Annotated in this window: 16 protein-coding genes; 10 read left to right on the top strand and 6 right to left on the bottom strand. The window is 72.9% G+C overall.

The window, feature by feature from the left end; all coding sequences use genetic code 11:
• The first annotated feature begins 11 nt into the window (after nucleotides 1-11).
• The 8 genes from gvpJ to ACOZ38_RS17370 are packed head-to-tail and all read left to right on the top strand — an operon-like array spanning nucleotide 12 to nucleotide 3,915.
• Nucleotides 12-419: a gas vesicle protein GvpJ gene (gene gvpJ / locus ACOZ38_RS17405; RefSeq protein WP_424531826.1), complete on the top strand. Its 408-nt coding sequence runs from the start codon at nucleotides 12-14 to the stop codon at nucleotides 417-419.
• A 1-nt stretch (nucleotide 420) separates the two neighbouring features.
• Nucleotides 421-1,365, top strand: a complete 945-nt coding sequence (locus ACOZ38_RS17400; RefSeq protein WP_424531824.1) for a GvpL/GvpF family gas vesicle protein — start codon at nucleotides 421-423, stop codon at nucleotides 1,363-1,365.
• 3 nt (nucleotides 1,366-1,368) lie between these two features.
• The gene (locus ACOZ38_RS17395) at nucleotides 1,369-1,590 is read left to right on the top strand and encodes a gas vesicle protein GvpG (RefSeq protein WP_424531822.1); all 222 of its coding nucleotides are present in this window, start codon (nucleotides 1,369-1,371) and stop codon (nucleotides 1,588-1,590) included.
• Between the two features lie 47 nt (nucleotides 1,591-1,637).
• The gene (gene gvpO, locus ACOZ38_RS17390; RefSeq protein WP_424531820.1) at nucleotides 1,638-2,069 is read left to right on the top strand and encodes a gas vesicle protein GvpO; all 432 of its coding nucleotides are present in this window, start codon (nucleotides 1,638-1,640) and stop codon (nucleotides 2,067-2,069) included.
• Between the two features lies 1 nt (nucleotide 2,070).
• The gene (locus ACOZ38_RS17385; protein WP_424531818.1) at nucleotides 2,071-2,493 is read left to right on the top strand and encodes a gas vesicle protein; all 423 of its coding nucleotides are present in this window, start codon (nucleotides 2,071-2,073) and stop codon (nucleotides 2,491-2,493) included.
• The gene (locus ACOZ38_RS17380; protein WP_424531817.1) at nucleotides 2,486-3,316 is read left to right on the top strand and encodes a GvpL/GvpF family gas vesicle protein; all 831 of its coding nucleotides are present in this window, start codon (nucleotides 2,486-2,488) and stop codon (nucleotides 3,314-3,316) included. The genes ACOZ38_RS17385 and ACOZ38_RS17380 overlap by 8 nt, the downstream gene beginning before the upstream one ends.
• Nucleotides 3,306-3,551 carry a gas vesicle protein gene (locus ACOZ38_RS17375; protein ID WP_405148011.1) on the top strand — a complete coding sequence of 82 codons (246 nt, stop codon included), beginning with the start codon at nucleotides 3,306-3,308 and terminating at the stop codon, nucleotides 3,549-3,551. The genes ACOZ38_RS17380 and ACOZ38_RS17375 overlap by 11 nt, the downstream gene beginning before the upstream one ends.
• The gene (locus ACOZ38_RS17370) at nucleotides 3,532-3,915 is read left to right on the top strand and encodes a gas vesicle protein K (protein ID WP_424531816.1); all 384 of its coding nucleotides are present in this window, start codon (nucleotides 3,532-3,534) and stop codon (nucleotides 3,913-3,915) included. The genes ACOZ38_RS17375 and ACOZ38_RS17370 overlap by 20 nt, the downstream gene beginning before the upstream one ends.
• A 6-nt stretch (nucleotides 3,916-3,921) precedes the next feature.
• Here the strand turns inward: ACOZ38_RS17370 and mshC are convergent, their stop codons facing one another.
• A complete protein-coding gene (gene mshC, locus ACOZ38_RS17365; protein WP_424531814.1) occupies nucleotides 3,922-5,145 on the bottom strand; it encodes a cysteine--1-D-myo-inosityl 2-amino-2-deoxy-alpha-D-glucopyranoside ligase in 1,224 nt (407 codons plus the stop codon).
• A 237-nt stretch (nucleotides 5,146-5,382) separates the two neighbouring features.
• Between mshC and ACOZ38_RS17360 the strand changes: the two genes are divergently transcribed.
• Nucleotides 5,383-7,053, top strand: a complete 1,671-nt coding sequence (locus ACOZ38_RS17360) for a serine/threonine protein kinase (RefSeq protein ID WP_424531812.1) — start codon at nucleotides 5,383-5,385, stop codon at nucleotides 7,051-7,053.
• Between the two features lie 6 nt (nucleotides 7,054-7,059).
• Here the strand turns inward: ACOZ38_RS17360 and ACOZ38_RS17355 are convergent, their stop codons facing one another.
• From ACOZ38_RS17355 to ACOZ38_RS17335, 5 genes are all read right to left on the bottom strand, one after another.
• Nucleotides 7,060-7,815, bottom strand: a complete 756-nt coding sequence (locus ACOZ38_RS17355) for an NRDE family protein (protein ID WP_424531811.1) — start codon at nucleotides 7,813-7,815, stop codon at nucleotides 7,060-7,062.
• Nucleotides 7,816-7,891: 76 nt separating this feature from the next.
• Entirely contained in the window at nucleotides 7,892-8,656 is a 765-nt protein-coding gene (locus ACOZ38_RS17350; protein WP_358561944.1) for an SCO1664 family protein, read from the bottom strand.
• Nucleotides 8,653-9,216, bottom strand: coding sequence for a DUF3090 domain-containing protein (locus ACOZ38_RS17345; protein WP_424531810.1), 564 nt, complete (start codon nucleotides 9,214-9,216; stop codon nucleotides 8,653-8,655). Before ACOZ38_RS17345 ends, ACOZ38_RS17350 begins: the two co-directional genes overlap by 4 nt.
• A gap of 9 nt (nucleotides 9,217-9,225) precedes the next feature.
• On the bottom strand, nucleotides 9,226-9,939 hold the full coding sequence (locus ACOZ38_RS17340; protein ID WP_424531808.1) for a histidine phosphatase family protein: 714 nt from the start codon (nucleotides 9,937-9,939) through the stop codon (nucleotides 9,226-9,228).
• 11 nt (nucleotides 9,940-9,950) lie between these two features.
• Nucleotides 9,951-10,772 carry an undecaprenyl-diphosphate phosphatase gene (locus ACOZ38_RS17335; protein WP_405148000.1) on the bottom strand — a complete coding sequence of 274 codons (822 nt, stop codon included), beginning with the start codon at nucleotides 10,770-10,772 and terminating at the stop codon, nucleotides 9,951-9,953.
• A gap of 190 nt (nucleotides 10,773-10,962) precedes the next feature.
• On the opposite strand from ACOZ38_RS17335, the gene ACOZ38_RS17330 reads away from it, so the two are divergent.
• Nucleotides 10,963-11,907 carry an aldo/keto reductase gene (locus ACOZ38_RS17330; protein WP_405147998.1) on the top strand — a complete coding sequence of 315 codons (945 nt, stop codon included), beginning with the start codon at nucleotides 10,963-10,965 and terminating at the stop codon, nucleotides 11,905-11,907.
• The last annotated feature ends 94 nt before the right edge of the window (nucleotides 11,908-12,001 follow it).

Here is a 12,001-nt window from a genome sequence, read left to right as displayed (position 1 = left end):
GAGCGCAGCGTATGACCATCGTGCAGCCCTCAGGGGGCGGAGCGGCCGGCCGGTCGTCTTCGGGCGGCGGACTGGCCGACGTCATCGACACGATTCTCGACAAGGGCCTCGTCATCGACGTCTACGCCAGCGTGGCCCTCGTGGGCATCGAGCTTTTGACCATCAACGCGCGCGTCGTCGTCGCCAGCGTGGACACCTACCTGCGCTTCGCCCAGGCGGTGAACCGGCTGGACCTCGCGGAGGGCCAGAAGGGGCTTCCCGAGCTGATGCAGGACATGACGCAGGGCGTCGCCAAGTCGAAGACCAAGGGCATCGCTCAGGGCGCGCTGGAGGCCGCGGGCGAGAAGCTCCGCGACTTCATCACCGAGCCCGAGGAAGAGCCGGCGCCGCGTCGCAGGCGCAGGCGGGAGGAGGACTGATATGGCCCGCTCGACCCCAAGTGCCGCGGCACCCGGATCCGGCCAGAACACCCGCGAGACCCGGCAGGACGTACCCGAGGACGCCCAGGAGGGTCCCAAGGATGCCAGGGAGTCCGGCACCACTCGCCAGGCCGGACGACGGCCGGACCAGACGGGCCAGGCGGGCGAGGCCTCCGGCATGCCCGAGCCCCCGAGCGAGCAGGCGACCGCCTCCTACATCTACGGGATCCTGCCGGCGGACGTCGAGCTGACCCCCGAGGCCCGGGGCGTCGGGGATCCGCCGGGCGAGATCAGGCTGGTGCGCCATGACGACATCGCGGCGCTGATCAGCGACCTCCGCCTGAACCGGCCACTCGGCAAGCCCCAGGACCTCATGGCCCACCAGAGCCTGCTTGACGACGTCGCCGCCGAGGTGCCGGTGCTCCCGCTGCGCTTCGGCGCGGTCATGGAGAGCCCGGAGGCGATCGTCAACGAACTGCTGGCGCCCCATCACGACGAGTTCCGCGCCGCGCTCGAAGACCTCGAAGGCCGCGCCCAGTACGTCGTCAAGGCGCGCTACGAGGAGGGGACGGTGCTCATGGAGGTGCTCCAGGAGCAGCCGGAGGCCAGGCGGCTGCGCGAGGAGATCCGCGACCTGCCCGAGGAGGCGACCTGGGACTCCCGGATCCGGCTCGGGGAGATCATCAACCAGTCGATCGAGGCCAAGCGGGACGCCGACACCCAGACCCTGGCCGAGGGCCTGGCGCCGCACGCCGTCGCGGTCGTCATCCGCGAGCCGACCCACGAGGAGGACGCCGCCCACTTGGCGGTCCTGGTGGAGACCGACCGGCAGGAGGAGTTCGAGGAGGCCCTGAACGAGTTCGGCCGCAGGTGGGCCGACCGCGTCACCCTGCGCCTGCTCGGCCCCCAGGCGCCCTACGACTTCGTCACGACACAGAGGTCCTGAGACATGGGTTTGTTCGGCATGCTCGTCAGCTGGCCGCTCGCACCGGTGCAGCTGCTGATCAAGCTCGGCGAGCTGATAGAGCAGCAGGTGGACCAGCAGCTCCACGACCCGGCGTCCGTGCGCCGCCGGCTCGAGGAGGTGGAGGAGGCCAGGGCCGCCGGCCTGATCTCCGAGGAGGAGGAGGCCCGCGCCATGGAGGACATCCTCCAGCAAATGATCTCCTGAGCGGCGCGACCGCCCCGTGAGCGGCGAAAGGAAGTGATGTCGTGCCCGTGAGCCGCGGATCCCACGGTGAGCGTGGTGGGCGTGTCGCCGGCGGTTACGCGCGCGGCGACTCCTACGAGTACGACGACGCGGTGGACGAGCAGACCCCGGCGGAGGACGACGAGCTGCGGCCGCCGCCGGGACGCCGCGCCGGACGGGTGCGGCCGTCGCGGCGCCTGACGGCGGCCACCGCCGGCCAGGCGGGGCTGCGCTACATCAGCGAGCTGACCGGCAAGGACGTCGAGGGCGTCACGCTGGTGCAGCCCGCGGGCGACGGGTGGACCGTCGAGGTCGAGGTCGTGGAGGACCACCGCGTCCCGTCCTCGGGCGACACCCTGGGGATCTACGCGGTGGACCTGGACTCCGAGGGCGACCTGGTGTCGTACCGGAGGGCCCGGAGCTTCAAGCGCGCCAAGGGCGACACGGGCGGGGTGCTCTGACATGACCGACCCGACGCGCTCCGCGCGCGTGACGCCGCAGCCGTACGGCTCGCGTGCGCCCGTGGCGCGTGACTCCGGCGGCAACCTCGGCGACATCCTGGAGCGCGTGCTCGACCGGGGCGTGGTGATCGTGGGCGACATCCGCGTGAACCTCCTGGACATCGAGCTGCTCACGATCAAGCTGCGGCTGCTGATCGCCTCGGTGGACACGGCGCGCGAGCTGGGCATCGACTGGTGGGAGCACGACCCGTGGCTCAGCTCCAAGGACCGCGACCTGGTCGAGGAGAACCGCACCCTGCGCCGCCGCCTCGCCGCCGTGGAGGGCAAGGAGGAGCTCCCGCCCATCGAGCGGGCGCGCGGGACCGGGACCTACGAGAGCGACACGGCGTACCGGGGCGCCGGCCGGAAGGACCGCGGTGGCTGACACGGGAACGTATCTGTACGCGGTCACCCGCGAGGAGGACCGCCTAGACCCGGCCGCCCTGGAGGGCCTGACGGGCGTGGCAGGCACGCCCGTCCACACGGTGGCGCACGCCGGCCTCGTCGCGTACGTGGGCACCGTGCCGCTGGAGGAGTTCGGGGAGGGGCCGCTGCGCCGTTCGCTGGAGGATCTGGACTGGGTCGGCGAGACGGCCCGGGCGCACCACCGCGTCGTGGAGGCCGTCGCCGAGGCGGCCTCCACCGCCCCTGTGCGGCTGGTGACCGTGTACAGCGGCGAGGACCAGGTCCGCGACATGCTGGACCGCAGGCGCGACGACTTCGCGGCGGTGCTGGCTCAGGTGGCCGGACGGCGCGAGTGGGGTGTGAAGGCGTACGCCGAGCGGGCCGCCGAGCCGCCGCCTCCGGAGCCGGGCGCTCAAGAGGCCGCTCCCACGAGGCCGGGCACCGACTACCTCAGACGCCGTAAGGAGAGCCTGCGCAGCCGGGACGACGCCTGGCGCGACGCGGCCCGGCGCGCCGAGGAGATCCACGCGGCCCTGGCGGCCGTCTCGGTGGCGAGCAGGCGCCACCGGCCCCAGGATCCGCAGCTGTCCGGCCGCGACGAGTGGATGCTGCTGAACGGCGCCTACCTCGTCGAGGAGGATCTGAGCGAGGAGTTCGCCGCCACCCTGGAAGCGCTTCGCGGGCCCGGAGTGGAGATCGAGCTCACCGGCCCGTGGGCGCCGTACTCCTTCACCCAGCTTGAACCGGGCGGCGCGGAGGCCGAGCCCGGCGGCCAGGAGGCGGGGGCGCGCGATGGCACGTGACCTCGCCCCGAGAGGGGCCCGGCTGGCGGCCGACGGACGGCTGCCGGCCGAGCGGGTCGCCCTGGTGGACCTCCTCGACCGGCTGCTGGCGGGAGGCGTCGTGATCACCGGCGACCTGGTGCTGTCCATCGCCGACATCGACCTGGTGCGCATCTCCCTGCGAGCCCTGATCATGTCGGTCCGGGCGTCAGAACCGCTGGAGACGGGGGTGCGGCATGAGCGGTCCCCACTCTGAGCGCCCCTCCGCGCCGCGCGGTCCCGCGCCCGCGAGGGTGCGCCGGGCGCCGGAGGGCGCCGGGCGCGAGGCGGCGGAGTCACGCTCGGGAAGCTGGCATCTCGAGACCGACCCCGAGACGGTCGAACGCGACCTGACCCGGCTGGTCCTCACCCTGGTCGAGCTCGTCAGGCAGCTCGTGGAGCGCCAGTGCGTGCACCGCATGGACCAGGGCGACCTGACCGAGGACCAGATCGAGACGCTCGGCCTGACGCTGATGCGCCTGGAAGAGGCCATGACCGAGCTGTGCGAGCGCTTCGGCCTGTCCCCCAAGGATCTGAACCTCGACCTCGGGCCCCTCGGCACGCTGCTCCCGACCGACTGAGCCGGGCTAGAGCGCGACCCCGAGTAGCGTGTCGGCGATGGCGCGCACCAGGGCGGGCGCTCCGGGGTCGGTCGCCTCCCCTCCGGCCGCGCGGACGGCCCAGGCATCGACGGCCGCGAGGGCCCCGGGCGTGTCCAGGTCGTCGGCCATGCGCTCCCTGACCTCCCGCAGCACGGGCAGGGCGTCCGGGCCGGCGGGCAGGCCCGCGGCGGAGCGCCAGAGCTCAAGCCGCCGCGTCGCGGAGCCGATCTGGTCGCCGGTCCACTCCCAGTCGGAGCGGTAATGGTGGGCGAGCAGGGCCAGCCGCACCGCCATGGGGTCGTGCTCGGTGCGGAGCCGGGAGACGAACACCAGGTTGCCCCGGGACTTCGACATCTTCTCGCCGTCGAGCGCGACCATGCCCGCGTGCACGTACGCCTTGGCGAAGGGCCACTCCCCCGTGGCGACATGCCCCTCGCTGGCGCCCATCTCGTGGTGGGGGAAGATCAGGTCCGAGCCGCCGCCCGACACGTCGAACCCGCTGCCGAGGCAGTTCAGCGCGATCGCGGTGCACTCGACGTGCCAGCCGGGCCTGCCTGGGCCGAAGTCCGACGGCCAGGACGGCTCGCCGGGACGCTCGGCCCGCCAGAGCAGCCAATCGAGCGGGTGGCGCTTGCCCTCGCGCGCGGGGTCGCCGCCGCGCTCGGCGAACAGCTCCAGCATCCGCTCCTCGGAGTAGCCCGAGACCGCGCCGAACTTCGGCGCCGCGGCGACCGAGAAGTAGACGTCGCGGCCGACCTCGTAGGTGGCGCCCTTGTCCTTCAGCCGCCCGATCAGCTCGGCGACCTGGGCCACGACCTCGGTGACGCCCACGTACTCGTCGGGCGGCAGGATGCGCAGCGCCTCCATGTCGGTGCGGAAGAGCTCGATCTCGCGCTCGGCGAGGTCGCGCCAGTCGATGCCCGTCTGCTCCGCGCGCTCCAGGAGGGGGTCGTCGACGTCCGTGGCGTTCTGCGTGAAGTGGACCCCGTGGCCGGCGTCCCGCCAGGCACGGTTCACCAGGTCGAAGGCCAGGTAGGTGTTGGCGTGCCCGAGATGGGTCGCGTCGTACGGCGTGATGCCGCATACGTACATACGCGCCTCCGGCCCAGGGGATGTCTCCCTGATCTCCCGCGCCGAGGTGTCGTAGAGCCGGAGAGGAAGGCCGGCGCCGGGCAGGGGGGAGATTTTCGGAGCGGACCACGATCGCATGCCCTGAGCCTATCCAGGTGGCAGGGTGGTGCGATCACACCGGGGTGTCCGTTTTGGGGCCTGAGAGCCCATCGTGGCCAATGACACAAAACAGTACTTAGGTACGTTCCAACGTGGCAGAATCTTGCCGCCGCGGTTCGGGGACCGGCGCTGAGCATCACATGCCAAGGGAGAGCACATTTGCCGGCTTTCAGGCCCCTGGGGCCCACCGATCCCACGAAGATCGCCTCCTATCGGGTGACCGGACGGATCGGTGAGGGCGGCCAGGGGGTCGTCTACGCGGCCGAGAGCGCGTCGGGCGAGCGGGTGGCGGTGAAGCTGCTGCACCGGCGTTTCTCGGACGACGAGCAGGTGCGGCGCGCGTTCGGCGTCGAGCTCCGCCAGGCCCAGCGGGTCACCGATCCCCGCGTCTCCCGCGTCCTGGCGTACGGCATCCACGACCACCGCCTGTACTACGCCGGGCAGTACGTCGACGGCCCGTCCCTGTGGGAGGTCGTGGAGAGGCAGGGCCCCCGCCCCGAGGGCGAGCTGGCCGGGCTGGCGACCGCCACGCTGGCGGCCCTGGCGGCCATCCACGAGGCGGGCGCGGCGCACGGCGGCTTCCGGCCCGGATGCGTGCTGCTGGGTCCCGACGGGCCGCGCGTGATCGACTTCGGGGTCGGCCGCGCTCTGGACGGCACGGCGGTGACCGGCCGGCCGGCGGGCACCTCGCCGTTCACCGCGCCCGAGCACCTGGCGGGGACGGTCCCCGGCCCCGAGGGCGACCTGTTCGCTTGGGCGGGCACGATGGTCTACGCCGCCACCGGGCGGGCCCCCTTCGGCCAGGACTCGGTGCCCGCGGTGATCAACCGCATCCTGAACGGCAGGCCCGACCTGTCCGCGCTGACCGGGGCCCTGCTCGGCGCCGTCGAGGCCTGCCTGGACAAGACCCCCGCCCGGCGGCCCTCCGCGCGTGAGCTGCTCGCCCGCCTCCAGGGTCCCGGCTCCTGGTCCGGCTCCCTGCCTCCCGCGCCGCCGCCCCTGCCGCGCCTGCCCCCCTCACCGCCGCCCGTGCCGTCCCTGCCCCCCGCGCCGCCGCCCATGCTGTCCCTGCCCCCCGCGCCGCCGCCTGTGCCGTCCATGCCCGGCGTGCCGGCGCGGCCGGGACGCGACGCCTCCCCGCCGCCCAGGTCGTACGAGGGGCCCATCCCGCTGAGCTCGCGGCCGATGTGGCCGAGGCCCGGGGAGGTCGCCCGCCTTGACCCGGCCCCCCGGCGGCCGACCGAGGCGGTGACGGACGCGCCGCCTCGGCCCGGCGAGTTCCCTGCGCAAGACACCGTGCCGCCGGACAGGCAGGCCCTGACCCGCCGCAGGCGCCGCGAGCGGCGCAACCGCGCCCTCGCCGTGGGCGGCCTCGCCCTGGTGGCCGCCGTCGCGGTGGCCCTCGTCGCCGCGCCCGGCGGCTCCACGAAGGGGGAGGTGCCGGGGATGGCCCTCGCCCCCACGCTGGACCTCGCGCCCCCGCCCACCCCCGAGCCGGAGGTCACGCCGGCCGCCGAGCCGACCCCGGTGCCCTCGCCGTCGGAGAGCGGGTCCAAGGCGGCGGAGGACCTCGCGCCGAGCTGGAAGGCGACCACGACCCGGGTGGCCAGGCCGGTGCTGGCGGTGACGCCCGTCAAGGTCCGCGTCCAGTCCGACTACATCTTCTACGTGAACATCAGGCTCAAGGCGCCGGGCGCGGCCGTGCACTGGCGCGCCTCGATCACCGAGGGCGGCGTGCTCAGCTCGACCAAGGGCCGGATCGACGCGGGCGGCTCGGCCATCGTCACCGCGTACGGCACGCCGTACTGCAGCACCTCGAAGGTGCGGTTCACCTCCGACGGCGGCGACAAGACCGTGACGATCATCTGGGGCGGTGTGCTGTGCTGAACGGGCTCACGCGGTGCCCGGCACCCGCATGACCTCATGCCACGAGCCCGGGTCGGCGGGACGCGGGCAGAACTCATAGCGCAGGGCCCCAGCGGCCAGGGCGACCAGCGTGATCGAGGACGTGCCCCACACGCGCCCGTCCGCCAGTTCCTCGCGGACCACCAGCGCCCTCCGGTCGGTGAGGTCGAGCCCCGCGCCGGACGCGAGCCCGCGCCATGCCGCCCACCCCTCCCCCGGGCCGTCGCCCGTGCCGCGCGCGGAGGGGCGTCCGGCGCCGGCGAAGAGCGGCCGGAAGAAGGCGGCCCGGGCGCCGGCGGCGGCGCGGTCCCACCCGCTGTTGACGATGACGTGCACGCCCGCCGGGAGCTTGTCGTCGGTCACGTCCCGCCCGTCCCAGGTCCACAGCCGCACGCCGCCAAGGTCGGCGACGAGCAGATGGAACGGGTCGTAACAGGACAGGTCTCCCTGGGGGAGCTCGCCCGAGGCCGCCGCCCGGAGCGGCAGGTCGCCACGGGACCTGCGGGCCAGGGGATCGGCCTCCCGGCCGCACCCGTTGAGCAGCGCGGCCACGCGGGGGCCGCCGGGGTCGACTGCGAGCCAGGTGCCGCCCGCCGACAGGTCGCGCCCGCCCACCAGGCCGGGGAACTCCGGCCAGTGCGCCGCGGGCGGCTCCCAGGGCCGCGCCGCGAACTCGTCACGCACCCCCGTGAGCACCACGGGCGTCTCCGCGCCGGGCTCGACACCGATGATCACAGTGCACACGCCATTCCCTCCAAGGCCGGTAGAGATGGACAGGCCAACCAGGGTACGCCTCCGGCGCGGCGGGGTCAGTAGCGTGTCAGATGGGCGGCCAGGGGATCGCGGGCCAGTCGTCGGAGGGATACGGGTGGATGCCGGTGCTGAGCAGCCGGCGCACCCGTTCCCACGTGGCCTCCACCTCCGGGAGCGTCAGCAGCTCGCGCAGCCGGCGGCCCAGCCTGCCGCGCTCGATCTCGCGCTCCAGCCTGGCCAGGACGTTCACCGCCTCGCGCGGAAGCGGCTTGCCGCGCCACTGCCACAGCACGGTGCGCAGCTTGTCCTCGGCGGAGAAGCAGACCCCGTGGTCGACGCCATAGATGTGCCCGTCGGGCAGCGGCAGCAGGTGGCCGCCCTTGCGGTCGGCGTTGTTGACCACGGCGTCGAAGATGGCCATGCGGCGCAGCACGGGGTCGCGGCTGCGGATCAGGGCCATGAGGTCGGCCTCGGGGTCGGTGTCGATCCAGAGCTGGCACATGCCCGGACCGAACGGGCCGTCGCGGTAGACGCTCGGCGGCACGATGCGCCAGCCGGTGGCCGCCGAGACCTCGAAGGCGGCGACCTCCCGAGCGGCGAGGGTGCCGTCGGGGAAGTCCCACAGCGGCCGCTCGCCCCTGACCGGCTTGTAGACGCACTCGGCGACGAGCCCGTCGAGGCGGATGGAGCAGTAGAGCGTCATGTTGGTCGCCTCGACCAGACGGCCGGCGACCTCGATGGTGCCCTCGCGGAGCAGGCGCAGGGCGGTGACGTCGTCCAGCCCGGATGTGCCGGGGATGCTGCTGAGCCGGGGGTCGCTCTCTGCACTCACGTAGTGTCCCCCCGGTGGCCGTTCAGGCGAACGCAGATGTGTCCCTCCGCGTCGAGTGGCTGCCCGCAGAGCGGGCACGGCGGGCGTCCCGCCGCGACGATCTCCAGTGCCCGCTGGGTGAACGCGCGGGCGGCGGCGGCGGTGATGTGCACCCGCAGGACGGCGGAGCCGGGCCGGTCGTCGTCGATGACGGGCTGCTCCTCCTCGTCCTCTCCGGTGACCTCCTGCGCCTCGATGACCACCTGCGAGGTGTCGGGGTCCCAGGCCAGGGCCATGGTGCCCACCCGGAAGTCCTCGTCGATGGGAAGGTCGAGGGGTGCCTTGTCGGCGAGCTCCACCGGGGCCATGGCGGGCACCGGGGCGGTGCCTCCGCTGCGGCGCAGCACCTCGTCGAGCAGCTCGTCGAGCCGATCGGCCAGGACCGCGACCTGGAATTTCTCCAGGCCCACCGTCGTCATCCGCCCCTGTGCACGGGCCTGCAGAAAGAAGGTGCGTGATCCCGGTTGCCCAACGGCACCGGCCACGAACCTTTCTGGCGGATCGTAGTCGAAGACCGGCATAGCCCGACCTTACGTGGTCCCGGCTCCGCCGCCGACAGCGGCGTCGCTCTCGGTGGAACTTTCTCCCCCGTCTTGCCGCTCCGAACCCTCAGGCCGGGGCGCGGGAGGTACGAGATTTTCCACCCCGCCGCCCACGTCGTTGACCCTGAGGACGAACGGCCGCAGCGGGGTGTAGCGGATCGCCGTGAGGGACGCGGGATCGGCCGTGATGCGCTGGAACTGGTCGAGGTGGACGCCCATCGCGTCCGCCACGATCGCCTTGATCACGTCTCCGTGGCTGCACACCAGGTAGACCGCGTCGTCGCCGAGCTTGGCGTTCCAGTGCCGTACGGCCGCGACCGCGCGCCTCTGCACGCCCGCCAGCGACTCGCCGCCGGGGAAGACCACCGCGCTCGGATGCTGCTGCACCACCCGCCACAGCGGCTCCTCGGCCAGCTCCTTGAGCGGGCGCCCGGTCCACTCGCCGTAGCCGCACTCGCCGAACCGGTCGTCGCTCTCGACCTCGAGGCCTTCGCGCCCCTGGAGCACCGCCTGGGCGGTCTCCTGGCAGCGCTCCAGAGGGCTGGACACGATCGCGTCGAGGCGGAGGGGTGCCAGCCGCGCCGCGAGGGCCTCGGCCTGGGCGCTGCCTTGCTCGCTCAGATGAACCCCTGGGGTCCAGCCGGCGAGCACCGGCCCGGTCATGTGTGTCAGACCGTGCCGCACCAGAAGCAAAGTGGTCACAAAAGACAACCCTATTGGGCCGTGATCACCCCTAGAGACAACAGTGTCAACAGGAAGGCGCCGATGAAGACGCGATAGGTGACAAAAACCATCATCGAATGCTTGGTGATGTAACGCAGCAGCCAGGCGATCGAGGCGTACCCGACGGCGAACGACACGACGGTGGCGATGAGGGTCGGCACGAGGTCGGGGCCGCCGCCCGCGCCGACGTCCTTCAGCTCGAACAGCCCCGACAGCACCACGGCGGGGATGGAGAGCAGGAACGAGTAGCGGGCGGCCGCCTCGCGGGTGAAGCCGAGGAAGAGCCCGCCCGTGATCGTCGAGCCGGAGCGGGACGCGCCGGGCACCAGGGCGAGCGCCTGGAAGCCGCCGATGATGAGGCCGTCCTTCAGCGTCAGCTCGTGGATGGCGGTTCGCTGCCGTCCGAGCTGCTCGGCCAGCAGCAGGAGCAGGCCGAACACGATGAGCACGGTGGCGTTGATCCACAGGTTGCGCGCCGGGCCCTCGATCTGGCTCTTGAACACCACGCCGAGCAGGCCGAGCGGGATCGTGCCGAGGCCGATGTACCACCCCATGCGGGCGTCCATGTCGCCGCGTAGCTCCGGGGTCCACAGGCTGCGCAGCCAGGTCCAGACGATGCGCACGATGTCGCGCCAGAAGTAGATGACCACGGCGAGCATGGTGCCGAGCTGGATCACGGCGGTGAAGGCGGCGCCCGGGTCGGACCAGCCGAACAGCCGGGGAACGATGAGCAGGTGCGCGGAGCTGGAGATCGGCAGGAACTCGGTCAGCCCCTGCACGATGCCGAGCACGATCGCTTGCAGTGCGTCCATAGTGCGCGCCAGCCTAGGGCAGCCCCGGCGTCCCGGTCAGCACGGCGGGTGAGGACCCGGCGAGGAACCGGTGAAGTAATGGTCGCGAAGGTGATGCGGGAGTGAACGTTCCGTGAGGAGCGAGCCCTCGGGGCGCGTCCTGCGCCATCGAGGGAAGTGAGACGTTCCAACGCGGTAACCTGGCCGGATCATGGATCAGCGATTGGTCGGTCGTAGCGGTCTTTCGGTGTCACGGGTGGGGCTGGGCACCATGACCTGGGGGCGTGACACCGGCGCGGAGGAGGCCGCCGCGCAGCTCGTCGCGTTCGCCGAGGCCGGGGGCACCCTGGTGGACACCGCCGACGTCTACGCCGGCGGCGACGCCGAGCGGCTGCTCGGCCGCCTGCTGCGCGACTCCGTGCCGCGCTCTGAGATGGTCGTCGCCACCAAGGCCGTCCTCACGCCCCGCGGGCCCCGTTCGAGGAACGCCTCGCGCCGCAGCCTCATCTCCGCGCTCGACGCCTCCCTCGCCCGGCTGGGGGTCGAGGAGGTCGACCTGTGGCAGTTGCACGCCTTCGATCCCGAGGTGCCCCTCGACGAGACGCTGGCGGCCGTCGACACCGCCGTGTCCTCCGGCCGCACGATGTACGCCGGGGTGTGCAACTACGCCGGATGGCAGCTCGCGGCGGCGGGCGTCTGGCAGCGGGCGGCTCCCGGGCGGGCGCCGATCGTGTCCGCCCAGGTTGAGTACTCCTTGCTCGCCAGGGACGCCGAGCGCGAGGTCCTGGCCGCCGCCGAGCACGTCGGCGCCGGGGTGCTCGCCTGGTCGCCGCTCGGCCGGGGAGTGCTCACCGGCAAGTACCGCGTGGGCATCCCCGCCGACTCGCGGGCCGCAACGCCGCACTTCGCCGACTTCGTCCAGCCGTATCTCGACGAGCGGTCCCGCCGCGTCGTCGAGTCGGTCACCACCGCCGCCGAGGGGCTCGGGGTGTCCCCTCTCGCGGTCGCCCTCTCCTGGGTGCGCGACCAGCCGGGGGTGGCCGCGGCCATCGTGGGAGCGCGCACCCACGCTCAGCTCAAGGGCGTACTGCAGGCGGAGGAGCTGACGCTGCCAATGGAGATACGCGAGGCCCTGGACGACGTCTCCGCCGACTAGCGCGAGCTTCGCGCACGACACCTACGCCCACCAGCGCGAGCCTCGCGGACGACGTCTCCGCCGACCAGCGTGAGCCTCGCGATCGACCGAATCA

Origin of the sequence: Sphaerisporangium viridialbum, assembly GCF_049674955.1 — a bacterium.
GTDB classification, from domain to species: domain Bacteria; phylum Actinomycetota; class Actinomycetes; order Streptosporangiales; family Streptosporangiaceae; genus Sphaerisporangium; species Sphaerisporangium viridialbum.
This window is presented reverse-complemented; position numbering and strand designations above follow the sequence as displayed.